Below are 25,206 nucleotides of genomic sequence, written 5' to 3' on the forward strand. Positions count from 1 at the left end.
CTAACTATGGCGAACTTCAAGATCCGTAAGCCGGTCGATCCCCACGTGCTGCTCCTCGAAGTGGTCACCAGCGAACGGGTGTCGGCGAACGTGGTCCGGGTGACCCTCGGCGGCGAAGGGCTGGACCGCTTCACCCCACTCGGCTTCGACCAGTGGTTCCGGCTCTTCCTGCCCCGCCCCGGCCAGGACACGCTCAAGCTGCCGACCCGCACGTCCGGGCTGTGGTACGCGCAGTACCTGGCGACCGCCAAGCCGAAACGGCCGATCGTGCGCAACTACACGGTCCGGGCATACCGGCCGGGCGGTCTCGACGTCGACTTCGTCGTGCACGTGGACGCCGACGGGCACAGCGGCCCGGCCAGCGCGTTCGCCCTCGCGGCCAAACCCGGCGACCAGGTCGGGCTGCTCGACCAGGGAGTCGGCTACCACCCGCGGGCCGAACACGACTGGACGCTGCTGGTCGCCGACGAGACCGGGCTGCCCGCGGTCGCCGGCATCTGCGCGTCGCTGCCCGACGACGCTCAAGGGGTGGCGATCGTCGAACTGCCGTCTCTCGACGACACCCAGGACTTCCGGGTGCCGGATGGTGTCGACCTGCGCTGGGTGGCACGCGACGGCGGTCACGGCGTACCCGGGAAGCTCGCTCTGGAGACACTGACCGCGGCCGAACTGCCCACGTCACCGGTCTGGGCCTACCTGGTCGGCGAGTCGGCCCTGGTCACCGGCGGCCGCCGGCACCTGGTCCAGGACCGCGCCGTGCCGAAGACGAACATCGACTTCATCGGCTACTGGCGGCACGGCCACGCGGCCATGTAGGCAGGCGCAGTCGGATCACCGTGCCGCCGGCCGGGTTGCCGTCCACCTCGATCAGGCCACCGTGCCGTTCCACGATCCGCATGCAGGTGGACAGGCCGATGCCGTGCCCCTTGCGGGCGGCCGGATCCACCTGGGCGAACATGTCGAACACCCGGTCCCGGTGTTCCGGCGGGATACCCAGGCCGTTGTCGGTGACCGCGACCACCCAGCCACCCGGCTCGGGCGTGCAGCTCACCGACACGGCCGGCGGCCGGTCCGGGTGGCGGTACTTGATCGCGTTGTCGACCAGGTTCTGCAACAGTTGCCGTAGCAGCGTCGGGTCGCCGTCGACCGAGGGCAGCACCCCGTCGACCGTCACGGTGGCCCCGGCGGACACGATCAGTGCCCGCAGGTCGGCCCGCATCTGGGCGGCCACGTCGTTCAGGTCCACCCGCACCGACTGGCGCGGGGCGTGACCGGCCCGCGCGTACTCCAGAAGGGCCTGAACCAGCTCCTGCATCCGGTTCAGCGCCCGGCCCGCGCCGGTGACCCACTTCGCGCCCCGCTCGTCCAGCTGCTCGCCGTAGACCTGGCCGAACATCTCCAGGAAGCCACTGGCGCTGGCCAGCGGCCGCACCAGGTCGTGGCTGACCGCCGCGGCGAAGCCCTCCAGCTCGTCGTTGGAACGCCGCAGCTCATCGACAGCGGCGGTGAGCTGTGACTCCCGCTCGGCGATCTCGGCGTGCGCGCGTTTCGTCTTGCGGGCCAGGTCGGCGCTGATCCGGGCCTGCCGGCGGCGCTCGAACAGGCCGACGATCACCTGCGCCAGATCTTCCAGACGGGCGAGCTGGTCCCCGCTCAGTTCCTTGACGACCGAGTCGAAGACGCAGAGGGTGCCGAGGGCGTGCCCGGACGGGCTGATCAGCGGCGCCGAGGTGTAGAAACGGACGTCGGCCATCCGGCCGTCCACCCACGGGTTCCCGGCGTAGACGGGACTCCGCCGGGCGTCCGGCAGGTACACCACCACACCGTCACGGAACGCGATGTCACACATCGAGTCGGACCGGGCCGAGTCACCACCCTGGAATCCGGTGGTCGTGAGCTGACACTGCCGGTTCTCGTCGATCAGGTTCAGCGACGCGTTCGCGCCCCCGGCCACCATCGCGGCGACCCGGACCACCGCGCTCAGCTCGTCGTCGGCGGGCGCGTCCAGCAGGCGGTACTCGTGCAGCGCGGCCAGCCGGTCGAGTTCACGATCCGGGCGCTCGATGACTAGTGTCGACACGCCCCGCAGATCGGCAGCAACGGCTCGCGCTTTAGCAGCCCGGCCGCCGGTTCGATCGCCGGAACGGGTGGGCCGCCGAGCCGGTAGCAGCGAGCCCACCGCGTCGCCGGGCTAGATCCAGTACATCGCCTCGGCGTGGGCCGGGCTGGCTGTCATCACCGCCCCGAACACCACGACGCTCGCCAGCCAGAGCCTGATCAATCCACGCATCATGTCCCCCTGTCGTCACAGCCGCCAAAGAGGGAAACGAGCTAGTTGATCAATCGTGGCGGGGGCTGTTTCTCCGCTGTGTCCCCGGCGTCAGATCCTTAGCGGGAATATAAGTATCGAACGATTTGACCCTCGCGCCCGTATCGGTGAGCGGCAACATCACCGGAGGGGTTCGGGAGGCTACTGTGGCGCGGACTGGTATCGATACGTCCATCCTGCACAAGGGCTCGCACAGCGCGTCGTACTTCGACATCGCGCGGGCGGCGGGTGAGGGTGTGGAGATCGTCGACTTCTGCATCCCGTGCAACCCGTACTTCCCGACGCCGGAGATGTTCGACGAACTGTCACGGGACTTGAAGAGCATCCTCAAGTACTACCCGAGCGACTCGTCGACGATCACCAAGAAGCTGGCCTCCGTGCTGGGCCTGCACCCGCAGACGGTGGCGATGGCGAACGGCTCCACCGAGCTGATCACCTGGATCGACCACCTGCTGATCAAGGAGAGCGTGGCGATCCCGATCCCGACCTTCGGGCGCTGGACCGACCAGCCGATGGAGACCGGCAAGCGGGTGGACATGTTCCCGCTGCAGGAGCGGGACGGGTTCCGGCTGGATCTGGAGGAGTACGTCGAGTTCATCCGGGAGCGCAAGTCCCGGGTCGCGGTGGTCTGCAACGTCAACAACCCGGACGGGCACTACATCCCGCGGCGTGACGTGATCCGGTTCATGGACGCGCTCAGTGACCTGGACCTGGTCGTGGTCGACGAGTCGTTCATCGACTTCTCCGACGCCGAGCGGTACCCGTCGGTCGGGCCGGACGCGGTGATCCGCCCGAACACGGTGGTGCTGAAGAGCCTGGGCAAGAACTTCGGTCTGCACGGCATCCGGTTCGGCTACATGCTGGCCAACCCGGCGATCGCCGGCAAGATCGCGAAGAATCTGCCCAAGTGGAACCTGAACTCCCTCGCGGAGAAGGTGGTCCACATGATCTCCGACCACGAGATGGAGTACGAGGAGAGCCTGCGCCTGCTCAGCCGGGACCGCCGTTCGATGGGCCGGGAGCTGCAGCGCATCCAGGGCCTGACGGTCTTCCCGTCGCAGGGCAACTTCTTCCTGGTCAAGCTGCCGACCGAGTGGTCGGGGGTGGCGCTGCGCGACTATCTGGTCGCCAACCACGGCATCATGACCCGCGAGTGCGGCAACAAGCTCGGCATGACCAGCCAGTTCATGCGCCTGGTGGTACGCCCGGCCGCGGACGTGGACCGCCTGGTCGACGGCATGCTCGATTACGGGCAGCGGTTCCACAGCCGGTCGGCGTACGACAGTGACCCGCTGGAGAACGCCCGCCCGGAACCGGGCCGCCGCTGGGCCGACACCTCGTACGACGAGCAGCCGGACAACCTGGTGCAGTACCCGGGCCAGCGTGGCGGGGCCGACTACACCGCACGCCGCGCCGCCGTCGGCTGACACTCAGTTCACTCGCTCCCCCGCCGATAGGCAGGTGTGACCCCGATGGGGCGCGCCCGGGGAGCGAGTGATGACGTACCGACGATCGCTGGCACGCACCGGTGTCTTCGCCGTGGCGTTCCTGATCTCGGTGCTGGCCGGGCGTCTCACCGTCATGGACGCCTCCGACCTCAGCATGGTCTGGCCCGCCGCGGGTGTCGCGGTGGTCTGGTTCTGTGCCCAGCGCCAGGCTCCCGTTCGCTGGGCGGACGCCGCCGCACTCGCCGTGATCACCCTGGTGGTGAACACGGCGACCGGAGCGTCCCTGGCGTTGGCGGTGGTGTTCACGGTCGCCAACCTGGTCCAGATCGGGGTCTTCCTGCGCCTGATCGACAGGTGGCGGCCGGGGCTGGCGGACGGGACGATGCGAGGCCCGCGTGACCTGTGGGTGCTGCTGGGCGCCTCGTTCGCCGCGACGGCGGCGGGGGCGGCGGCCGGGCCGACCGGCATGTGGCTGATCACCGATCAGCACTCGTGGTCGGCCACCCTGGTCTGGCTGGCCCGCAACACCGCGAGCATCCTGCTGATCGGCGGGGCCGGTCTCACCCTGCCGCACGCCCTGGCGGTCCGCCGGGGCGCTGTCGTCCCGTCCCGGGCCCGGCTCGCCGAGTACGCCGCCCTCGCCCTCTGTTCGGGCGCGGCCTACTGGTTCGGTTTCGTCCAGGATCGCCATCTGCCGGTCACGTTCCTGCTGATCGCGGTGACCGTCTGGGTGGGTGTCCGGTTCCCCACCCCGTTCGTGGTGGTGCACGGTCTGCTCGTGGGCACGATCACGATGCTGATCACGCTGAGCGGCCACGGATCATTCGCGGACATCGCCGATCCGGCCACCCGGGCTTTCGTGGCGCAGTTGTTCGTCGCCGTGGTGGCCGTGGTCGGGCTGGCCCTGGCGCTCGGCCGCGACGAGCGGGACGCCCTGATCGCCGCGCTGGCCGCCGAGAAGGCGCAGCTGGCGGCGCAGCGCGAGGAGTTGACCAGTTTCGCCGAGGTGGCGGCGCACGACCTGCTCAGCCCGCTGACCTCGATCAGCGGGTGGGCGGAGGTGGCCACCACGGCGGTCGAGCAGCTGCCGGCGAACCCGTCGGCGGATCAGGCCCGCGACGGTCTGGTCCGGGTCTCCCGGTCGGCGACGCGGATGCGGGAGCTGATCGACGACCTGCTCGGCTACGCCACCGCGCGGGAGGCGATCGTCGCACCGGCCGTGATGGATCTGGCGGCGACGCTGGCCGAGGTGACCGTGGCCCGGCTGGACGCGGCGATCGCGGGCGGGCTGCCGCCGCCCCGGTTCCAGGTGGCCGACCTGCCGCCGGTCCGGGCCGACCCGATGCTGGTGCGGCAGTTGCTGGACAACCTGATCGGCAACGCGATCAAGTACACCGCGCCGGGGGTGACCCCGATGCTGACGGTGACCGCGACCGGGGACGGCCCGATGGTGCGGGTCTGCGTCGCGGACAACGGGATCGGCATCCCAGCCGGCCAGCACGACCAGATCTTCGGCCGGTTCCATCGGGCCCACCCGTCACTGGGGTACGCCGGAACCGGTCTCGGTCTGGGCATCTGCAAGCGGATCGTGGAACGGCACGGCGGCACGATCGTGGCCGGCGACAACCCGGGAGGCGGTTCCCGGTTCGTCTTCACCCTCCCGTCGGCGGCCCGTGCCGGGATACCCGAACCGGTCCAGGATTCCGCTCAGGTCGGCTGAGCGGTGGCCGAATGGCAGTCGTGGAACGCGAACCTGCTGTCCCGAACGAGCAAGCCAGACTTGAGGCGCTGTACTCCTACCAGGTGCTGGACCGGCCCCGGCCGGCAGTTCTGGACGATCTGACCCGACTGGCCGCATCGATGTTCGACGCGCCGATCTCGGCGATCTCGCTGATCGACCGGGAGCGGCAGTGGTTCGCCGGCAGTCACGGGATCGCCGACGCGCAGACCCCGCTCGAGGTGTCGTTCTGCCGCTATCTGGTGCCGACCGGCCGGCCGCTGATCGTTCCGGACGCGACCCGCGACGACCGGTTCCGCGACTACCCGAACGTGACGGGGACACCGAACATCCGCTTCTACGCGGGGGCGCCGCTCGTCGACGAGGACGGGCACGTGCTCGGCGCGCTGTGTGTGGTCGACGACGAACCGCGTGAGGTCGACGATCGCCAGATGAGCGATCTGGTGATGTTCGCCGGGCAGGCGGCGGCGCATCTGTCGGCGATCCGTACCCGGCTGCGGATGTCGGACCTCGGTGACGAGCTGTCCCGGGCGTCCCAGCGCGAGGACGACCTGATCGCGACGATCACCCATGAGCTGCGTACGCCGGTCGCCTCCATCCAGGGTTATCTGGAGCTGCTCGGCGACCAGGAGGCGGACCTGGCCCCGTACCGCAGTCTGATCGAGCCGATCCACCGCAACGGCGAGCGCCTGGTGTCGATGGTCGACCATCTGCTGGCCGGCACCCGCCCGGCGGAGGCTCCGCTGACCGGACCGGCCGGCGTCGTCGAACTGGACACCGTGCTGGACGCCGCGTTGCAGACCTGCCGGCCGCTGATCGCGCTGCGGTCCGAGACGGTGCTGGTGCTCCGGGACGGCGCGGTCGCGGTGCGGGCTGATCTGGCCCGCCTGGCCGATGCCGTGAGCCAGTTGGTGCGCAACGCGCTGCTGTTCACCCCGGCCGATCGCCCGATCATGATCAAAACCGGGCACCAGCCGCGGCCGTACGTGGAAGTAGCCGACTGCGGCATCGGCATCCCCGAGGACGAGCTGCCGTACGTCTTCGATCGCTTCCATCGTGGCCGGCACGCGCGCGAGCAGGCCGTACCCGGCGTGGGTCTGGGTCTGACCATCGCCCGCAACATCGCCGAGTCCCACCAGGGGACGGTGACGGTGACCGGCACCCCGTCCGGGACCGTCGCCCGCCTCACCCTCTGAGCCGGAACTGCCGGGCTCACCGGGTCGGGGCGAGGGCCTTGGCGTACGCGGACCGGCCCGCCGGCAGGGTGAAGGAGATCCGGGTGCCCTGACCGTACGGGTTCGGAGCCGCCTCGATCAGGCCGCCGTGCCGCTCCACGATCCGCTTGCAGATCGCCAGTTCGAGCCCGTTGGCGGTGCCGCCCTTCTCCCGGTGGAAGCTGGTGAACACCTCGCGCACCATGCCCGGCGGGATCCCGGCGCCGTTGTCCAGGATGTCGATGCGGACCATCGCGTTCGGGTTCGGCTGGCAGGAGATCGCCAGGTAGGGCGCCGTCCCCGGAGCCATCGTGCGCAGCGAGTTGTCGATCAGGTTCTCCAGCAGTTGCCGCAGCAGCACCGGGTCGGCCTCGACCGGGTCGAGCCGGCCCACCTCGAAGTAGGGCGGCGGTTCCCCGTTGGCCTCGGCCTGGTCCGTGCGGCTGTTGACGATGTCGCCGATCAGCAGAGCGGTGTTGACCGTGGTGGGCATCAGTTTGCCGTCGCGGGCGGCGGTGTAGGCGAGCAGGCCGTTGAGGAACGTGCGCATCCGGGCCGCGGCCCGCTGGATCCGGGCGACCCGCTCGGCCGGCGCGTACCCGGCCAGCTCCTGTTCCAGCACCTCGGCCCAGCCCTCGACGGTGGTCAGCGGGTTGAGCAGGTCGTGGGCGACCCGCCCGGCGAACGACATCAGCTCGTCACGGTGCCGCCGGTCCGCGGTGACGTCGTGGAAGACCACCACCACGTGGTCCGGGCCGGTCCGGAGCGCCAGCCGGGCCACGTTGAACCGGACGATCCGCCCTTCCGGGACGGCCGCGTTGCGCACCAGCACGTCCATCGGCTCGACCTCCGCGCCGGCCAGCGCGCGCACGTGCGGCAGTTCATGGTCCTCCAAGGCGGTGCCGTCCGGGCGGAAGAAGCCGTGGTCGCTGCCGAGTGACACGCCGCTGGTGACCGCGCTGGCCGCGCCGAGCAGGCGGGTGGCGGCCGGGTTGCGCAGCACGAAATGGCCGGTGTGGTCGAGAATGGCCAGGCCTTCGGTCATCGAGTTGACCACCGTGGTCATCATCGTGGCCTTGTCGGTGGCCTCCTGCTCGGAGTCCTTCAGACGGTGGATCAGTGTCTCCCGCTCGTCGCGGCTGATCGCCAGGACCAGGCCGACCGAGGCGAGGATGCCGGAGTAGACCTGGATCAGCAGCGCTCGCAGGCCGACGTCGCCGACCACCGCGTACGGACCGTGGCCGCCGACGGTGTAGAGCAGCGCGGTGCAGTTGAAGACGGCGGCGTGCAGGACGACCAGCGGGCTCGGCATCCGCACGGCGGCCCACACGGTCAGCGGGATCAGCACGAACCCGATCGGCAGCGCGGCCCGGCTGCTGCTGAAGACCGCCCAGTAGGCGACGGCCGAGACCGCGAAGACCCCCGCCGCCTCCAGCCGGCGCACGGTCCCGAAGCCGCCGGCCGGGCGCCGCTGGCCGGCGAGCAGGCCGGCCACCAGCCGGGTGATCGTGCCGAAGACGAGGACCGAGACGGTGTCCCGGACCACGAGCGCGGTGGCGCCCGGGACGGAGAACGTCCAGTCCGCGACGACCGCCAGGCCTCCTAGGGTCTGCAGGACGGTGGCGGCCACCGCGGCCAGCACGCTGCAGACCATCAGCCACCACAGGTCCAGGAGGTTCGACAGCGGCGGTTCCGGCTTCTCCGGCGGCTGCAGACCGGGCAGCCAGCGGGCCACGGCGAACGCGAACACGATCGCGCCTAGCATCGCGGCCAGGCCCTGGACCACCGCGACCACCGGATCGGTGCCGGCGACGGCGAGCATCAGCACGGTCAGGACGCCGATCCCACCGGTCTCGGCCCAGCGCCACAGTGAGTCCCGGCTCATCACCAGCCACATCGCGGCGACGCCGAAAGCCGGCCAGATCATCTGATCGCCGGGGTCGTCACCCAGCGTGGATCCGGTCCCGGCCAGGACGGCGACCGCGTAGAGCACCGCGTACCCGGCCACGGGCGGTACGGCTATCGGAAGTCTCATCGCTCGCCTCGTATCCGGTGTGACCCTTTCACCCCTATTGTCGGCCCCGTCGCCGGAGTCCTGAGCCAGCAAGGGCAACATCGCCACAGGGCCCGGTTCTCCGCGGTCACCGACCTGCGCGGGCTGCACCTGAGCGGCCTGGCCGGCTGGCTGCTCCGGCTGGGCGCGCACTGGGCGCACCTGCCGAAGGGCCGCAACAGAGCCGGCGCCCTGGTCCGGTGGGCGGTCGCCTTCCTCGGCCGGAGCCGCCCGGAGCTAGCCGTGACGGCCCGGCAGGCCAAGGGCCCAGCGGCCACTACGGCCGCTCCGGTGAGCCCGGCGGTCACACCCGCCGCACCGGTGCGTTAGCCGCAACCGTTCGGCAACCGGCGTTTACCTGGACGGCGCCCGAGTGGGGCCGATGTCTCGGGTCACAACGTCGGCGGCGCGGAGCCGCCCTCGCCAGAGGACCGGAGAATTACATGACGGCCATGTTGGACATCGCCCCCGTTCTCCCCCGTACCGGCACCGGGCAGTTGGTGCTCGTGGTCGACGACGACGAGGACGTGCGCGATCTCGTCACCTTCAAGCTGCAGATGGCCGGCTACCGGACGGCGACCGCGGGTGACGGGTGCACCGCGCTGACGATCGTCAACGAGGCACTTCCCGACCTGGTGGTGCTCGACATCGCGATGCCCGGGATGGACGGGCTGAGTGTCTGTTACAAGATGCACGCCGAGCCGGCCACCGCCGAGATCCCGGTGATCGTGCTGAGCGGCATGGCCACCGAGACCGACATCGAGCTGGCGTACGTGTCGGGTGCCGAGGAGTACATGCCGAAGCCGGTGAACACCGGCGAACTGGTGCGCCGGGTGCGGTGGCTGCTGCCGGACCGGCATTGACTCCACATCGACGGGACGGGGGCCTCCGGGGAGGTTCCCGTCCCGCCGTGTGAGAACGTGCACATATTCTAGTTCGCCTGCTTGATCGATAGGAGTTGTGCACATATATTCCGAGGCATGCCCGTGGTCCTGCATTGGTTCCTGCCCACGACCGGTGACAGCCGGTCCATCGTCGGCGTCGACGACCGTGGTGGCCGCAGCACGCACACCGACGGTGCGGCCCTGCGCGAGCCCGACATCGAATATCTGATCGACGTCGCCCGCGCCGCCGAGCGCACCGGCTTCACCGGAGTGCTCACCCCGACCGGCACCTGGTGCGAGGACGCCTGGCTGACCACCGCCGCGATCGCCCGCGAGACCAGCACCCTGAAGTTCCTGGTGGCGTTCCGCCCCGGCTCACTCTCCCCCACGCTCGCGGCACAGATGGCCGCCACCTTCCAGCGGATCTCCCGCGGCCGGCTGATGCTCAACATCGTCACCGGCAGCGACGCGGCCGAGCAGCAGCGCTTCGGCGACTGGCTGGGCAAGGACGAGCGTTACGCGCGCACCGACGAGTTCCTGACCGTGCTGCGCGGCGCCTGGCAGGGCCCGTTCGACTTCGAGGGCGAACACTTCAAGGTCGCCGGGGCGTACGCACCCCGCCGCTTCGACGCCCCGCCGATCTACTTCGGCGGCTCGTCGAAGGCCGCTCTGGAGGTCGCCACCAATCACGCCGAGGTCTACCTGACCTGGGGCGAGCCGCCCGCCGCCGTGGCCGAGAAGGTCGCCGCCCTGCGCGCGCTCGGTTACACCGGCCGGTTCGGGATCCGGCTGCACGTGATCACCCGGGACACGTCGAAGCAGGCGTGGGCCGAGGCAGACGCGCTGCTGGACGCTCTCACCCCGGAACAGATCGCGAACGCCCAGGCCTCACTACGCCAGGCCGACTCGGTCGGCCAGCAGCGGATGCTAGCCCTGCACGGGGGCACCCGAGACGGCTTACAGATCTACCCCAATCTATGGGCCGGAGTCGGACTCGTCCGTCCCGGCGCGGGAACAGCCCTGGTCGGCAGCCACACCGAGGTCGCCGACCGGATCGCCGAGTACCACGACCTCGGCATCGACGAGTTCATCCTCTCCGGATACCCCCACCTTGAAGAGGCCTACCACGCCGGTGAGGGCCTGCTGCCCGAGTTGCGCCGCCGCGGCCTCCTGTCAGGAGCCTGATCAAAAGTGACCACATACAACCGTCGTAACCTGCTGAAACTCGCCGCCGGCACGGGCGCCGCCGCGTTCCTGGCCGCGTGCGCCGGGCCGGGCGGGGACTCCTCGACTTCGGCCTCGGACAAGGGTGGCGATCTGTCCTTCGCGCATTGGCGTGCCGAGGACAAGGAGGTGTTCGAGCAGATCATCGCCGAATTCACCAAGAGCAAGGGCGTCGCCGTACGGCAGGACATCTCGCCGTCCGCCGACTACCAGAGCACCGCGATCCAGAAGCTGCGCGGCGGTTCGGTCGGTGACGCGTTCACCGCGTTCCGGGGCGCGCAGTTCCTCGACATCGCCAAGGCGGGCGTCTACACCGACCTCACCGGACAGGCGCTGTTGTCGAAGTACGAGCCGACGCTGATCACCGCGGGCAGCAGTGCCGGCAGACAGCTCGGGGTGCCGTACCAGCTGGTGTTCAACACCCCCCTGGCCAACACCGACCTGATCAGCAAAGCCGGCCTGGGTGCGGCCCCGAAGGACTGGCAGGGCTTCCTCGCCCTGGCCGACAAGCTGAAGAGCCAGGGTGTCGCCCCGATCGCATGGCCGGGCGGCGACGCGGCCAACGCCGGACAGCTGCTCAACGTGCTGGTCGTCAACAACGCGCCCGCCGACGACGCGCTCGGCAAGATCGAGACCGGCGAGTACAAGGTGACCGACGACTGGTTCCTCACCGTGCTCAAGCAGTACGCCGAACTGCGGCCGTACTTCCAGGACAATTCCACCGGCACCAGCAGCGACGCCGCGCTCGCCCTGTTCGCCCAGGGTAAGGCGGCACTGCTGGCCACCGGCTCGTTCCAGGTGTCCGGGGTGCGCAAGCTGGGCGCGACCTTCCCGATCGACCTGCTCGCGCCGATCACCACGACCGCGGACAAGGCCAAGTACGAGGGTGTCTTCAACGCCACCTTCATCCTCGGCGTCAACGCCAAGTCGGCAAAGCAGGACAACGCCCGCGCCTGGATCGAGCACCTGTCCGATCCGGCGGTCGCCGGTGTCTACGCCAACGGCACCGCCCAGCACGTCACGGTCAAGGACGTCGAGTACACCAACGCCGACCTGAAGGCGCTCGCGCCCTGGCTGACCAGGAAGACCGCGCTGGCCCCGCGCTTCCAGTTCACCAACCTGGACATCCGCGGCGCCGTGGAGAACGCCGCCGTCGCGGTGGTCGGGGGCAAGAGCCCGGAGCAGGCGGCCGACGAGGCCCAGAAGGTCATCGACCAGAAGAAATGAAGTTCAAGCTCTGGCTCTTCGCGGCACCCGCACTGATCCTGTACGGCGGATTCTTCCTGCTTCCCGCCGTGCAGGGCCTGCGGTACGCGACCACCGACTGGGACGGGTACAGCCCCACCTTCACCGAGGTGGGGCTCGCCAACCTGACCGACGTCGTGTCCGACGACGACCTGTTCCGCAAGGCGCTCACCAACAACCTCAAGTTCCTGCTGGCCGTGGTGATCGGGCAGACCGCCCTGGCACTGCTGCTGGCGGTGCTGCTGGCCGCCCGCAGCCGGGCCTCCACGTTCCTGCGGGCGCTGTTCTTCCTGCCGACCGTGCTGTCGTCGGTGTCGGTGGCGTTCATCTGGAAGTTCGTCTACGACCCCACGTTCGGGCTGGCCAACAACCTGCTCGGCGCGGTCGGACTGGACTCGTGGAAGTCCGCCTACCTGGGTGACGAGACGACCGCGATCCTGTGGGTCGCGGTGGCGCAGGTGTGGTTCCACGCCGGGCAGATGATGGTCGTCTACATCGCCGGGATCAACCAGATCCCCGAGGAGTTGTACGACGCGGCGAAGACCGATGGGGCCGGGCGCTGGCAGCAGTTCCGGCACGTCACCTGGCCGATGGTGGCACCGGCGACCACTCTGGTCATCGCGTACACCACGCTCCAGTCCTTCAAAGCCTTCGATCTGATCCTGGGTCTGGCCGGCAGCCCGCCGCGCGCCGGGCTGGACGTGCTCGCCACCCGGATCTACAGCACGTTCGCGAACTCACAACTCGGCTACGCGGCCGCCGAGTCGATCATCTTCATGGCGGCGATCGCAGTGGTCACCTGGCTGCAGAACCGGGCCGGAAAGGCGGTGCACCGATGATCAGGCGGGCCGTGCTCGGCATCTATTCGCTGCTCATCATCGTGCCGCTGATCGTGATCGCGGGCGGCACCTTCAAGACCACACCGGACCTGTTCGCCGACCCGTTCGGGCCGCCGATGAATCCGACGCTGGACAACTACGTCACGGTGCTGACCAAACAGGACCTGATCGGCGTACTAGGCAACAGTCTTTTCGTGGTGTCGATCTCGGTGCCGGTCACGCTGCTGCTGGGCAGTCTGGTCGCGTTCGCGGTGGCCCGGCTGCCGAAGTGGCCGTCCCGGATCCTGTTCGGCATCTTCGCGCTGGGCCTGGCGGTGCCCGCCCAGGCGATCATGATCCCGCAGTACGTCCAGTTCGAACGCCTCGGCCTGCGCGACAGCCTGACCGGCCTGAGCCTGGTCAACATCGTGGTCACGCTGCCGGTGGCGGTCTTCATCCTGGCCGGTTTCATGCGCACCCTGCCGGGCGAACTCTACGAGGCCGCCGAAATCGACGGGGCCGGCCCGTGGGCGACGTTCTGGCGCATCGCGGTGCCGGTCTCCTACCCGAGCATCGCCGCCACCGCGATCTTCCTGGTCGTCATGCACTGGAACGACCTGCTCTACCCACTGCTGTTCATCGACGACCCGAGCAAACGAACGCTGCCGCTGGCCCTGCTGGACTTCCAGGGCGAATACCTGACCGAATACCCACTGCTCTTCACCGGGGTGGTGGTCGCCTCACTGCCGATGGTCCTGGCCTACGCCTTCCTACAGCGCCACTTCGTGGCCGGCATCACCGCCGGAGCCGTGAAGGGCTGACACGATCTCCTCAGCCAGATCACGACTGCCCGCGGCCACGAACCGCCGCCTCCGGCCCATCGCCTCGACCACCCCCGGCGCTTACCGTCCGCGCCGGCCTCCCCCAGTCAGTGGGGAACCCCAGGTCAAAGCAGCTGACAGAGCCCGCCGTCGGACCCGGGTCGCCCTCACCGGTAACCCGATTCGATGGGACGACCCGGTTCGCGCTCGGCCCGGCTCGGCATCCGAGCGCCGTCGTAACTCAGTGGTTGTCCGCCGGACCAGCGACCGCGCGGACCGGGCGTGTCAGTTAGGGATGGGCGCTGGTCGGGGTACCCGGGACAGTTGCGGCACCACGGTGCGGAAGTACAGTTGCGCCCCTGCCTTGTAGTAGTGCACGCCGTCCCAGCGGTAGTTCAGTTTGGTGGAGATCTGGGGATCGGTGCAGAACTCCTCCGGCGGGTTGATGGTGAAGACCCGATCCGGGTCTCGTTTCGCGAGTTCGGTCAGCAACGTGTTGACATGCTGCGTCCGCACGTCTTTGCCACGCTCCGGCCAGAAACCGGCGCTGCCCCGCACGGGGCGGTAGCAGGGCAGCAGGGAGAGGGCGACCTGCGCCCCCACGGCCCGCAATTCGCCGATGCCTCGGCTGGTCGCGTCCATGAACAGCGCGTCCCACTCCGGGGAGCCGAACGCGATGGTGCCGGTGTCGGTGATCGCGTCGAACACGTCCCACGCGCCGAGCATCACGAGCGCGATCTGCGGGCGGCGTTTCCGCGCCGACTCCGCCCAGTGCTCCTGCCAGTTGGGGCAGCTGTCAGCGAGGTCGGTGCGCTCACCGCTCTTACTGCGGATGCGCGTGAGCATGATCCCGCAGCCCTCGATCGTTTCGTCGGTGATTCTCAGGTACCGGTCGAGGTCGTCCGGCGTGTTGCGCAGCAGCGTCATGCCCTGCGAGTCGCCGAACACCGCCACTCTGATCGGCGCTTTGAACGTCAGGGCCGGCGTCGCGGTGTCCTTGGACGGCTGTGCTGAAGGCAGGATGCCGAGTTGCAGCGCGGGGCCGGCGTCGACCAGGGGATCGGCCGGCGGCGGCGCGTCATTGAGGCGTACCACTGCCACCCCTGCGGCGAGCAGGGGAATCAGCACGGAAGCGGCGATCCGCAGGCGCACCGCACGACGGCTCGCCTGATCACGCTGGCTGAAGTCCTTGGGCAGACCGTGGCGGATCGGTTGCTCGACCAGCCGGTAGGACAGCGCGGCCACGGCGATGGAGATTCCGATCTTGACGACGGCCCAGCACCAGCCGGTGATACCCCCGCCGGCCGGCAGCAGGACGAAGATCGGCCAGTGCCACAGGTAGATACCGTATGACCGTTCGCCCAGCCAGCGGAGCGGGCGCGCATCGAGGGCGGCGCCGAGACGGCTGGACGGGTGGGACACCCCGACAACCAGGGCGCCGGCCGCGATCGCGACGAGCAGAAAACCACCCTGATATAGAAAATCGGCATCGTCGCGCATGAGCGCGATCAGCGTGACCACCGCGGTAACGCCGGCGGCGGCGGTCAGGTTGATGGCTCGCCCACGCGCCGGGGAGTCCGTTTGTCCCCACAGCCAGGGCCGCAGCGCGATCGCCAGGGCCGCGCCCACCAGCGGGGCGGCCGCTCGGGTGTCGGTGCCGAAATACACCCGGGACGGGTCGGTGAACGGGTTGTACAGGTACGTCGCGAGCAGTGTGGATCCGGTGATGAGGGCGAGCGTCACGCCGAGCAGGGTCCACCGTGTGCGCCACAACAGGATCACGAACAGTGGCCAGATGAGGTAGAACTGCTCTTCGACGGCGAGCGACCACAGATGGTTCAGCAGCGGCGCCTTTTCGCTGTCGGTCGCGAAGTACGAGCCGTTCTGGTGCAACAGCCACCAGTTCGTGCCGTAGGCGACCGCCGCCACGATGTCACCCTTGAGCCGCTGCACCTGGTCGGGCACCAGCGTCGGCCCGAGAAGGGCGACGGTGATCAGTAGGAGGTACGACGCGGGAAGTAGCCGGCGTGCCCGGCGAATGTAGAACTGGCGAAGCGAGATCCGGCCGTGTTTGGCCGCCTCACCGAACAACAGCGACGTGATGAGAAACCCGGAGACGACGAAGAAGACATCGACGCCGAGAAACCCGCCCGGCAACACCGTCGGTCCGCCGGCCGTGCCGACGTGGTAGGCGAGAACGGCGGCTACCGAAAGCGCGCGAATGCCGTCGAGGCCCCGGATGCGCCCCAGCCGTCCGTGGTGGTGGTGCTGGTCGGGCCGAGGGCTCTCTCCGCTCGGGGAGGCCGCCGCACTGCGGTAGATGGTCGACACGGCGGCCCGAGGCCCGCTCTGACGCGGCACGACCGCTGCCCGGCCGATGATGTTCTGATCCCGCACTGCCGTTCCTATCGAAAATACCCGTCGAGAAGGGTCCCCTGTGGACCGATGTCTCCGACGGGCTTGATGATCAATTGACGCTTGTCAGCGTAGGGACACCCGCACCCAGTGTGATCACGGTTTTGTGCCACCATGATCGAGATCGCCTCGTCGGCCCGCAAACCCAGCGCCGAGGCACAGCGCGTGTCGAGCACAGTGGAGGAGATCTGCTGGTACGGATTCCGGGGAGGCCGTAGCCGCGGCGAAGGGTTGAGCCGGGGCTGAGCGGGTAGCCGACGGTAATGCTCTTCGCGCCGGTTCCTCAGCTCACCGTGACCATCGAACAGCACTTCGGCTGAGCGGTGGTCACCCGGTGCGCGGAGGCCTTGAGTGCGCACGCCGTCCGGGTGCTGGTGTGGCTGCTGCCGCCGCTGGTCACCGCGGGTCTCGGGGCGTGGCGGCTGGACCGGGCGGCGCTGTGGGCCGACGAGCTGGCGACCTGGGGCGCGGTGCGGCTGGACTGGGACCGGCTGTGGCTGCTGGCGGGGGCCGTCGATGCGGTGATCACGCCGTACTATGCGGCTCTGAAAGTCCTTGATCCTGTCGATCTTCGCCTGCCGTCACTGGTCGCCACCGTCCTCACCAGCGTGGTGATCGTGGCGCTCGGCCGCCGGGTGGGCGGGGATCCGGTCGGGCTGACCGCCGGGATGTTCTATGCGGTGCTTCCGGTGACGTCGCGTTACGCGCAGGAGGCCCGGCCGTACGCCGGCACCGTGCTCTTCGCCGCTCTCGCTCTGCTGGCACTTCTGCGCCTGCTGGACCGCCCCACTCGGTCGCGGGCCGCCGCCTACGCGGCCGCGGTGGCGGTCACCGGTCTGTGCCATCCGCTCAGCGGCCTGCTGATGATCGTCGGGCACGCGCCAGCCGGACGGCGGGCGTGGCGGATGTGGCCGGCCGCCGCACTGATCGGCGCCGTCCCCGCGATCGGGCTGGGGGTGGCGGCCTCCGGGCAGACCGGCCAGGTCGCCTGGATCGGCCGGGTCAGCCTGAACAACCTGTACCTGGTGCCGGACCAGTTCTTCATCTCCGGCGTCACCGGCGGTCTGCTGCTGGCTCTCGCCGTCGCAGGTATTGCCATCGGCATGGCGAAAACGGAAACCGGCCGGGCCCGGCCGGTACTCGCCCTGGCCGGCGCCGGTCTGCTGCCGCCCGCCCTGCTGCTCGCCGCCGGAACCGTCGCCGGCGTGTGGGTGGCCCGATACGTGCTGTTCGTGCTACCCGCTCTGGTGACGCTCGCCGCCGTGGCCGCGATCCGGGCCGGTCGTCTTCCGGCCGCGGCGAGCGTGGCGCTGATCGCGGTGCTCGGCTGGCCGGCCCAAGCCGACATCCGGGAATCGGCCGGCCACGGTCAGGCCTCGGACCGGATCGCCGGGGTGATCGGCCCCCTCCACCGGGACGGTGATGTCGTCGTCTTCCCGGACACACATCCGAGCATGCCGTGGGTGGCCCGCGACATCTACGAGCGGTACGTCCCGCAGCCCCGGCCACCGGACGTCCTGGCGGTGAGCCCGCAACGCGCCGACGGCCGGCTGGCGGCCCGCGAGTGTGCGGACCTGCCCGGTTGCCTGGGTGTCCCGCCCCGGATCTGGATAGTCCGCCCCGACAACAACCCGGACCCGCTGCACGACATGTCCCCGGCGAAGCGGACTCTGATCAGTGCCGGCTACCAGCTCCGCGACCGCTGGGACTTCCGCCAGCTCAGTGTCATCCTGATGGAACGGCGAGCCTAGAAGCGGTACGCCGCGGCCGGGTGGTCGTCACGTACCCGGGTCTGGCCCGGTCCGTAGAAGTTCTCGCGCAGCGTCGTGCCCTCGTAGGAGGTTCGGACCAGACCGCGGCGCTGCAACTCCGGAACCGCCAGGTCGACGAAGTCGCGGAACGTCACCGGGGGAACCGGGTCGGCGATGTTGAAGCCGTCCACACCGGATTCGTCGGCCCAGCGCTCCAGCTCGTCGGCGACCGTCGACGGGCTGCCGACGATCACCGGGCCGCCGCCGCCCACCCCCACGAACTCGCCGATCGCCCGAGGTGTCCAGGTCCGGGACGGGTCGAGGGTGGTGAACAGTTCGACCATGCCGCGGATGCCGTCGGTCTCCACGTACTCCAGGGGTTTGTCCAGGTCCAGCGTGGACAGGTCGATGTGCATCAGGGCGCTCCAGCGGGCCAGGGCGCCCTCGACACTGGCGTACCGCTGATAGTCGGCGAGTTTGGCCTGCGCCTCGGCGTCGGTCTCGGCGACGATCACCGTGGCGATGGCGAAAACCTTCACCGCCGACGGGTCACGGCCGGCCGCGGCGGCTTCGGCCCGGACGCCGGTGACCAGGGTGCGGGCCATCGACGGCAGATAGGCGGAGAGGAAGACACCCTCGGCGTGCCTCCCGGCGAACGCCTGACCGACCCGGGACGTGCCGGCCTGGTAGAGGACCGGGGTGCGCAGGATCCCGGGTTCGGACAGCGCGATGCCCGGAACCTTGTAAAAAATTCCTTCATGGGCGATCGGCCGTACGCGGGACGGGTCGACGAAGACATCCCCAGCCCGGACCACCGCGTCGTCCGCCCAGCTGCCCTCCCACAGCTTGTAGACGACCTCCATGAACTCCTCGGCCTTCGCGTACCGCTGATCGTGCGGCAACTGCCGGTCCAACCCCAGGTTGCGGGCGGCGCTGTCCAGGGCGGAGGTGACGATGTTCCAGCCGATGCGGCCGCCGGTCAGGTGGTCGAGGGTGGTCATCTTGCGGGCGAAGGCGTACGGCAACTCGTAGGTCGACGAGACCGTGACCGCGAAACCCAGATGCTCGGTCGCCGCCGCCATCGCGCTGATCGGCAGCAGCGGATCGTCGGTCGGCGTCTGGATGCCGTCCCGCAGCGCCGCGTCGACACTGCCCTGGTAGACGTCGAGCGGCCCGAGCGCGTCCGCCACGAACAGCGCGTCGAAGTAGCCGCGTTCCAGGATCTTCGCGGTCTCCACCCAGTACGACAGGTCCCGGTACCGGTGGGCCTGACTGTCCGGATGACGCCACAGACCGATCGCGGTGTGGCCGACGGTCGACTGCCGCAGCCCGTTCAGGCGGATCGTCATGTGCCTACTCCCCAGCGTTCTCGATGATCAGGTCCGCGTTCTCACGAACCTGCTCGGCCGCGTAGAACGCGTCCTCATGCCGGGCCCATCGGGCCCAATGCGGGGCATAGGTCTGCCCGTCCCTATCCAGGGCGCGCCGCTTGCGGATCACCGTGGGGCTGTCCAACCAGACGAGCCCGCTTGTGTACGACCGGAGCACCCGCCCGCCGGCCCCCACTCCTTCGACGACCAGCCAGCCGGCGTCCGGCACCCGATGTTCGCCGCGGTACTCCCCGGCCGCCCAGTCCCAGCGCCGCCACACCGCGGGCCGCCCGTCAGCGAGCGGAACCAGCACCCGGTCATGCAGTTCGATCACCGCCTGGTCGAGGCCGTCCCATCCGGCGTACAGATCGTCCATGTGGATCAGCGGAGACACCAGCCGTTCCGCGACCGCCGCGGCGAGCGTCGTCTTCCCCGACCCGGACCGTCCCTCGACGGCCAGCACCCGCCGTGACCCGGCCCGTGCTTCCAGCCCGCCGGCCCAGGCCACCACCCGTTCCGCAGCCGCCTCCAGTTCCCCGCTCACCGTCCAGCCCTTTCCAATGCCATGGTCACGCTTGGAACAGCACTCGCTCGGGGGTGATCCGCAGGACCACCCGGGCGGCTTCCTCGCGTTCGCCGCCCCGCTGGTGCGCGGACCCGGTGTACCGCCGGGCCAGCTCGTCGACCAGGGCATGCGCGTCCTCGCCGGTGATCCGGGCGGTTCCCCGGATCTCGGCGTAGCGGGCCGGCCGCGCCCGGTCGTAGAGCAGCACGGTCACTCGCGGATCACGTTCGATGTTGCGAACCTTGCGCCGGCCGGCCTTGGTGGCCATCACGATCTCGTTGCCGTCCCGCCCGGCCCACATCATCGACAGTTGCGCACTGCCGTCCGGCTGAACCGTCGACAGCACCGCGAACTCCGGCCGATCGATCAGTTCCACCACTTCCTCCGGCAGACGCACGACCCCCGTCCGGGCGGGCGGCTGCACCTCGATGACCGGCAACCCGACCGCCGACAGCTCAGCGCTCATCGGCGCGACCGCTCTCGTCAGCGCGACCCAACACCAGTGGCAGGCTCTCGTCGGCGGACCACTCTTCGAGAGAACCGTCGTAGAGAGACACGTCGTCCCGCCCGAGCGCAGTCAGCGCCAGCCCGAGGGTCGCCGCCGAGATGCCACCACCGCAGTAGAGCCAGATCGGCGCCGGATCGGCCAGCAGGTCGGCGAGGTCGGTGCGCAACTCGTCGAGTGGCCGGAACCGCCCGTCCGGGCCGAGCAGCGACCGCGTCGGAAGGTTCCCGCTACCCGGAATATGCCCGCGCCGAGAGTATCTGGTCGGCACCTCCCCCGCGTAGGCCTCGGGGTTCAGCGCGCACAGCACGGTCGCCTCGATCTCACCGCGAAGCCAGCGTTGCAGGTGCTCACGCCCGATCCAGCGCTCTTCCCGCACCGCGCGAGCGTTGTCCACACCGGCTACTTGTCCACAGCTAGCCTGCGGGAGCCCATGCCCTTCCGTCACACTGGCCGCCGGCGGGGGGACCCCCTGGGAGGGCGGGCTCGTGGTGAGGCCGGGGGTGGTTTCGGCGGCGGAAGCGACTTCGGCGAAAGGGACCTCGGCGGAGACCGGGAGGCCGGCTGCCTGCCAGGCGGCGAAACCGCCGTCCAGCACGGCGGCTTCGATGCCGATGCTGTCAAGGAGCCACCAGAGGCGGGCTGCCCAGATGCCGCCGGAGCGGTCGTAGACGACTACCGGGACGCCGTCGCGGACGCCCAGGTCGGCGAGGCGTGCGGTCAGGATCTCGGGGGTGGGGCGGGCGAAATGGTAGGGCGCGGCCGGGTCGCTCAGGTCGTGGAGCAGGTCGGCGTGCCGGGAGCCGGGGATGTGCGCCTGCTCCCAGCCGGGACGGCCGGACGTGGATCGGTGGTCGCCGTCGTACACGGCCGCGGCCAAGTCGACCGTGGCGTCGAGGACGATGACGTCACCCTGCTCCAGTCGTACCAGCAAATCGTCAGCGGCCAGGATCGGACCGGTCATCGCGGCACCACCGTGACCAGGGCGAACCGTGCGCGGAGGGGCAGCAGCCCGGTCATCGCGGGACCGCCGGGGCCTCCGGAGACGTCGCGGGGGTAACGAAGGAGGACGTCTCGGGGGAAGCGAAGGAAGACGCCGTGGGGGAAGCGAAGGACGTCGGGGTGATCGCCTGGCGCCAGTCGAAGGACGTCGGGAGGATGTCGTTGGTGGCCAGCCAGGACGTGTAGGGGGTCATCAGGTCTTCGCGGATCTCGCCCCAGCGGTCGCCGTCGAACCAGGTCGGGGCGATCAGGTCGAGGGAACGGGCCAGGATGGGCCGGGGGAAGTAGGGGATGACGCGGTCCAGGACGTCCAGGGCCAGGGCCGGGTCGGTGCGGGCAGCCTGATAGCCACGGGCGGTGGCCGTCAGGAACGCCTCGATCAGCGGCTGGTCGGTCAGGGCGGGGCCGGTGCCCAGGAGGTAGGAGTGGTACGGCGGGGCGCCGATCTCGTCGACCGGCCAGGTGATCCGCTGTTCGCCGGGGAGCTGGGCGAACAGGGCGTCCCAGGCCCAGTAACCGCCGAAGGTGGCGTCCACCTCGCCGGCCGCGATGTCGTCGGCGGACAGTTCGCGGTGGCCGCTGTCGACCAGGATCACCGCGTCGGGGTCGCCTCCGTCGGCGGTCACCAGGTGGCGGACCATCGCTACGCCCCGCGGGGTCGGGTTCAGGGCCAGGCGGCGGCCGGCCAGGTCGCGAGGGCGGGTGATGCCCCGGCCGACGACCGTCTGGATGGTCTCCATGCCTCGGTGGTTGATCGACGCCACGCCTTTCAGGGGCTGGCCGGCGGCGCTGCGGACGAGCAGCCGGTTGGTGGGGAAGACGCCCAGGTGGACTTCGCCGCGGGCCAGGTGTTCCAGGGTGTCGCCGCGCAGCGAGTCGAAGACGGTGAGCTCGACGTCCAGGCCGGCGTCGCGGTACCAGCCCTGACGGCTGGCCACGTAGAGACCGGCGGCGTTGGTCCACGGGTGGAAGTACTCGAGCATCACGCGTACGTGGGTGAGGGTCATCGGGGAACACCTGTCAGGAGATCGGTGAGGCGGCGGCGCAACTTGACGAACGAGGGGTCGTCGACGACATCGTCACGGCGGGGACGGTCGAACGGGATGGTGACCTTCTCCAGGATCTTGGCGGGACGCCGGGAGAAGACGTAAACCGTGTCGGAGAGCAGTAGTGCCTCTTCGATGTTGTGGGTGACGAAGAGGACGGCGCGCCGGTTGGCTTCCCAGATGTCCAGCAGCCAGCGGTGCATCTCGATCCGGGTCATCGCGTCGAGGGCGCTGAACGGTTCGTCGAGGCAGAGCAGCGGCTGGTCGGAGAGCAGGGCGCGGAGGAAGGCGACGCGCTGTTGCATGCCGCCGGAGAGCTGATGGGGGTACGACTTGGCGAAGCCCTCCAGCCCGACCCGGGCCAGCCACTCGCGCGCGAGCTTCAGGTCCGCCTTGCCCTTGATCTCCTGGGCCAGGACCACGTTGGCTTCGATGGTCCGCCACGGCATGAGCGCGGGCTGCTGGGGCATGTAGCCGATCGCTCCCCGCTTCACCGCCTGCCCGTTGACCGATATTTTCCCGTTTGTTGGCGAGAGCAGGCCGCCGATCAGGTGGAAGAGCGTGCTCTTGCCACTGCCCGAGGGGCCGACGATGGAGACGAACTCCCCCGCCGCGACATGCAACGAAATGTCAGAAATAACGGGTAGATCGCCGAACGAGTGACTGAGATCGGTCACGGAGAGTGCGTCAGTCACGGCGGCGGCCCTTCACGGTCAGCTTCTCCAGCAGGACGACGATCCCGAAGACCACCAGGGCGAGCGTGATGACGATGCCGATCGCGACGAACATCCGGTCCGCCCGGAACGCCGACTTCTGGATCATCATGTACTGCCCGATCCCCTTCTCGGCGCCCAGCCATTCGGAGATCACCGCCCCGAACACGCTGTAGGTCGCGGCGATCTTCAGCCCGGAGAACACCGTCGGCAGCGCGTGCGGCCACTGCAGTTTGGTGAACAGCTGCCGCCGGCTGGCCCCGCTCATCAGCAGGTAGTCGGTGATCAGCGGGTCGCTGCGCCGCAGCCCGTCCAGGGTGGCGACGGCGATCGGGAAGAAGCAGACCAGGATGATCACCACGAGTTTCGGGGCGAGTCCGAAGCCGAGCCAGACCACCAGCAGTGGGGCGATCGCGATGACCGGCACGTTCTGGCTGATCACCAGGAGCGGGTAGACCGCGGCCCGCAGCAGCGGGATCAGGTGCAGCAGGACGGCGACGAGCAGCCCGGTGGCCACGCCGGCGCCGAACCCGTACAGGGTCAGCTGGGTGGTGGCCAGGGTGTGGGCGAGCAGCGCGTCCTGTTGGAGCAGCGCGGCGTCCCAGATGTCCGCCGGGCTGGGCAGCAGCCATTTGTCGATGCCGGAGACGACGGTGTACGCCTGCCATCCGGCGATCACCAGGATCAGGGTGATCGCCGGGGGCAGGGCCTTGCGGAAGGTCACGCCGCGGGCAGGAAGTCGTTGGTGTACGCCTTCGAGCCGTCCACCTTCGTGGAGAGCACCTTCTTCTCGTACAGCCAGTCGGAGAAGCCGGTCCAGATCTCGGCCTTCTGCTCGCCCCAGCGGGCGGCGTCGTCCTGGTACTTGGGGCTGAGCCATTCCTGGCTCTTCTTCACCAGTTCGGCGTCCAGGTCGGGGGCCGCTTTGAGCAGGATTTCAGCGGACTCAGGGGCATGCGACGCGGCGTACGTGTACCCCTCGGAGACCGCCGCGGTGAACGACTTGACCAGTTCGGCGTCGCCGGAGATCCGCTTCTCGTTGGTGATCAGGATCGGGGTGTAGAAGTCGAGCGCCGGGTCGTAGTCCTTGACGTACTGGATGTTGACCGGCTCACCGCGCAGCTCGGCCTGGACACCGGTCCAGCCGTAGAAGATCCACTCGAAGTCGATCCCCTTCTTGGTGGCGGCGAAGAAGTCGGAGTCGCCGACGTTCACCGTCTTGATCTTGCTGGCGTCACCACCGTCGGCGGCCACCACGGCCTGCAGCAGGGGCGCCTCGACCGGGCCGCCCCAGCCGCCGTAGGTCTTGCCCACGTAGTCGGCCGGCCGGGTCAGGTTGCGGTCCTTGGGCGAGGCGAACCCGGAGGTGTTGTGCTGGATGACCGCGGCGATCGAGACCAGCGGGGCACCCTCGGCGCGGGCCTGGGTGAGCGACTCCTGGGCGCTGATCGCGAACGGGATCTTGTCCGCGGCGACCAGGGCGGACGGGTCGGCGTCCCCGGGCTGGACGATCTCCACGTCCAGGCCGTGCGCGGCGAAGTAGCCCTTCTCCTTGGCCACGTAGAGACCGGTGTGGTTGGTGTTCGGGGTCCAGTCCAGCGCGATCTGGACCTTCGTCAGTCCGGTGGCCGCACCGGCGCTGCCGGAGTCGTCACCCGCACCGCAGCCGGCGAGTACCAGGGAGGCGGCGGCGATGGCGTCGAGCGCCCGGCGGCGGCTGATCAGAGTGTTCATCGAGGATGACTTTCGCGTTGATCTTCAAGTGGGCCGTGTCGGAACGTACGCCCACCTGCGATCTCTTCACCAGAGATCAGTGACCGGCATTACATACAGTTCCCACATATCAGACTGATTGAATAGGAATACTCGGTGCCACTTGTGCAGTTAGCGCCAATTACTCCGGTTCGTGAGCGACAGGTCTCACAGAGTTGCCGTCCCGGAATCGCTAAAACCACAGCTCAACCACAGGAAACTCCGCCACTCTCATGTTCACCCCGCCACTGACCAGCATTTTCACGATCACGTAATGACTTCGCCTTCTCCCCGGACCAGGCTCCCCCGTGTT

At 69.3% G+C, this 25,206-nt stretch carries 21 protein-coding genes; 10 read left to right on the forward strand and 11 right to left on the reverse strand.

Features of this window, described 5'->3' with window-relative positions; all coding sequences use genetic code 11:
- Positions 1-6 precede the first annotated feature (6 nt).
- Positions 7-816 carry a siderophore-interacting protein gene (locus BLU81_RS23480; RefSeq protein WP_092546640.1) on the forward strand — a complete coding sequence of 270 codons (810 nt, stop codon included), beginning with the start codon at positions 7-9 and terminating at the stop codon, positions 814-816.
- On the opposite strand, the gene BLU81_RS23485 is transcribed toward BLU81_RS23480, so the two are convergent.
- Entirely contained in the window at positions 779-2,080 is a 1,302-nt protein-coding gene (locus tag BLU81_RS23485) for a sensor histidine kinase (protein WP_231954726.1), read from the reverse strand. The genes BLU81_RS23480 and BLU81_RS23485 overlap by 38 nt on opposite strands.
- Positions 2,081-2,475: 395 nt before the next feature.
- Between BLU81_RS23485 and BLU81_RS23490 the strand changes: the two genes are divergently transcribed.
- The 3 genes from BLU81_RS23490 to BLU81_RS23500 all read left to right on the forward strand — a co-directional run bounded on the left by BLU81_RS23490 (position 2,476) and on the right by BLU81_RS23500 (position 6,711).
- Complete coding sequence (locus BLU81_RS23490) at positions 2,476-3,756, forward strand: pyridoxal phosphate-dependent aminotransferase (protein ID WP_092557535.1); 1,281 nt, start codon at positions 2,476-2,478, stop codon at positions 3,754-3,756.
- Between the two features lie 70 nt (positions 3,757-3,826).
- Positions 3,827-5,497 carry a sensor histidine kinase gene (locus BLU81_RS23495; RefSeq protein ID WP_092546641.1) on the forward strand — a complete coding sequence of 557 codons (1,671 nt, stop codon included), beginning with the start codon at positions 3,827-3,829 and terminating at the stop codon, positions 5,495-5,497.
- A gap of 11 nt (positions 5,498-5,508) precedes the next feature.
- Complete coding sequence (locus tag BLU81_RS23500; protein WP_092546642.1) at positions 5,509-6,711, forward strand: sensor histidine kinase; 1,203 nt, start codon at positions 5,509-5,511, stop codon at positions 6,709-6,711.
- A 16-nt stretch (positions 6,712-6,727) separates the two neighbouring features.
- On the opposite strand, the gene BLU81_RS23505 is transcribed toward BLU81_RS23500, so the two are convergent.
- The gene (locus BLU81_RS23505; RefSeq protein ID WP_092546643.1) at positions 6,728-8,764 is read right to left on the reverse strand and encodes an ATP-binding protein; all 2,037 of its coding nucleotides are present in this window, start codon (positions 8,762-8,764) and stop codon (positions 6,728-6,730) included.
- Between the two features lie 461 nt (positions 8,765-9,225).
- On the opposite strand from BLU81_RS23505, the gene BLU81_RS23510 reads away from it, so the two are divergent.
- The 5 genes from BLU81_RS23510 to BLU81_RS23530 all read left to right on the forward strand — a co-directional run bounded on the left by BLU81_RS23510 (position 9,226) and on the right by BLU81_RS23530 (position 13,774).
- Positions 9,226-9,645, forward strand: coding sequence for a response regulator transcription factor (locus BLU81_RS23510; protein ID WP_197685975.1), 420 nt, complete (start codon positions 9,226-9,228; stop codon positions 9,643-9,645).
- 117 nt (positions 9,646-9,762) lie between these two features.
- Positions 9,763-10,851, forward strand: a complete 1,089-nt coding sequence (locus BLU81_RS23515; RefSeq protein ID WP_092546645.1) for an LLM class flavin-dependent oxidoreductase — start codon at positions 9,763-9,765, stop codon at positions 10,849-10,851.
- Between the two features lie 6 nt (positions 10,852-10,857).
- Complete coding sequence (locus tag BLU81_RS23520) at positions 10,858-12,117, forward strand: ABC transporter substrate-binding protein (RefSeq protein ID WP_092546646.1); 1,260 nt, start codon at positions 10,858-10,860, stop codon at positions 12,115-12,117.
- Complete coding sequence (locus BLU81_RS23525; RefSeq protein ID WP_092546647.1) at positions 12,114-12,974, forward strand: carbohydrate ABC transporter permease; 861 nt, start codon at positions 12,114-12,116, stop codon at positions 12,972-12,974. The genes BLU81_RS23520 and BLU81_RS23525 overlap by 4 nt, the downstream gene beginning before the upstream one ends.
- Entirely contained in the window at positions 12,971-13,774 is an 804-nt protein-coding gene (locus BLU81_RS23530; RefSeq protein ID WP_092546648.1) for a carbohydrate ABC transporter permease, read from the forward strand. Before BLU81_RS23525 ends, BLU81_RS23530 begins: the two co-directional genes overlap by 4 nt.
- Positions 13,775-14,059: 285 nt before the next feature.
- Here BLU81_RS23530 and BLU81_RS23535 read toward each other — a convergent pair whose 3' ends face one another.
- Complete coding sequence (locus tag BLU81_RS23535) at positions 14,060-16,171, reverse strand: acyltransferase family protein (RefSeq protein WP_157751761.1); 2,112 nt, start codon at positions 16,169-16,171, stop codon at positions 14,060-14,062.
- 365 nt (positions 16,172-16,536) lie between these two features.
- Between BLU81_RS23535 and BLU81_RS23540 the strand changes: the two genes are divergently transcribed.
- Positions 16,537-17,940 carry a glycosyltransferase family 39 protein gene (locus tag BLU81_RS23540; protein ID WP_157751762.1) on the forward strand — a complete coding sequence of 468 codons (1,404 nt, stop codon included), beginning with the start codon at positions 16,537-16,539 and terminating at the stop codon, positions 17,938-17,940.
- On the opposite strand, the gene BLU81_RS23545 is transcribed toward BLU81_RS23540, so the two are convergent.
- From BLU81_RS23545 to BLU81_RS23580, 8 genes are read right to left on the reverse strand one after another with little or no spacing between them, the layout of a single operon-like run.
- The gene (locus tag BLU81_RS23545) at positions 17,937-19,289 is read right to left on the reverse strand and encodes an LLM class flavin-dependent oxidoreductase (RefSeq protein ID WP_092546651.1); all 1,353 of its coding nucleotides are present in this window, start codon (positions 19,287-19,289) and stop codon (positions 17,937-17,939) included. The genes BLU81_RS23540 and BLU81_RS23545 overlap by 4 nt on opposite strands.
- A gap of 4 nt (positions 19,290-19,293) precedes the next feature.
- Positions 19,294-19,854 carry a nucleoside/nucleotide kinase family protein gene (locus BLU81_RS23550; RefSeq protein ID WP_092546652.1) on the reverse strand — a complete coding sequence of 187 codons (561 nt, stop codon included), beginning with the start codon at positions 19,852-19,854 and terminating at the stop codon, positions 19,294-19,296.
- Positions 19,855-19,879: 25 nt separating this feature from the next.
- Positions 19,880-20,341 carry a PPOX class F420-dependent oxidoreductase gene (locus tag BLU81_RS23555; RefSeq protein ID WP_092546653.1) on the reverse strand — a complete coding sequence of 154 codons (462 nt, stop codon included), beginning with the start codon at positions 20,339-20,341 and terminating at the stop codon, positions 19,880-19,882.
- Positions 20,331-21,344 (reverse strand): sulfurtransferase, encoded by a 1,014-nt coding sequence (locus BLU81_RS49955; protein ID WP_197685976.1) that lies wholly within the window; start codon positions 21,342-21,344, stop codon positions 20,331-20,333. The genes BLU81_RS23555 and BLU81_RS49955 overlap by 11 nt, the downstream gene beginning before the upstream one ends.
- 52 nt (positions 21,345-21,396) lie before the next feature.
- Complete coding sequence (locus tag BLU81_RS23565; RefSeq protein WP_092546654.1) at positions 21,397-22,389, reverse strand: ABC transporter substrate-binding protein; 993 nt, start codon at positions 22,387-22,389, stop codon at positions 21,397-21,399.
- Positions 22,386-23,123 (reverse strand): ABC transporter ATP-binding protein, encoded by a 738-nt coding sequence (locus BLU81_RS23570; protein WP_092546655.1) that lies wholly within the window; start codon positions 23,121-23,123, stop codon positions 22,386-22,388. Before BLU81_RS23570 ends, BLU81_RS23565 begins: the two co-directional genes overlap by 4 nt.
- Positions 23,116-23,865 (reverse strand): ABC transporter permease, encoded by a 750-nt coding sequence (locus BLU81_RS23575; RefSeq protein ID WP_092546656.1) that lies wholly within the window; start codon positions 23,863-23,865, stop codon positions 23,116-23,118. Before BLU81_RS23575 ends, BLU81_RS23570 begins: the two co-directional genes overlap by 8 nt.
- Positions 23,862-24,875, reverse strand: a complete 1,014-nt coding sequence (locus BLU81_RS23580) for an ABC transporter substrate-binding protein (RefSeq protein ID WP_092546657.1) — start codon at positions 24,873-24,875, stop codon at positions 23,862-23,864. Before BLU81_RS23580 ends, BLU81_RS23575 begins: the two co-directional genes overlap by 4 nt.
- Positions 24,876-25,206 lie beyond the last annotated feature (331 nt).

Source organism: Actinoplanes derwentensis, from assembly GCF_900104725.1.
Classification (GTDB): domain Bacteria; phylum Actinomycetota; class Actinomycetes; order Mycobacteriales; family Micromonosporaceae; genus Actinoplanes; species Actinoplanes derwentensis.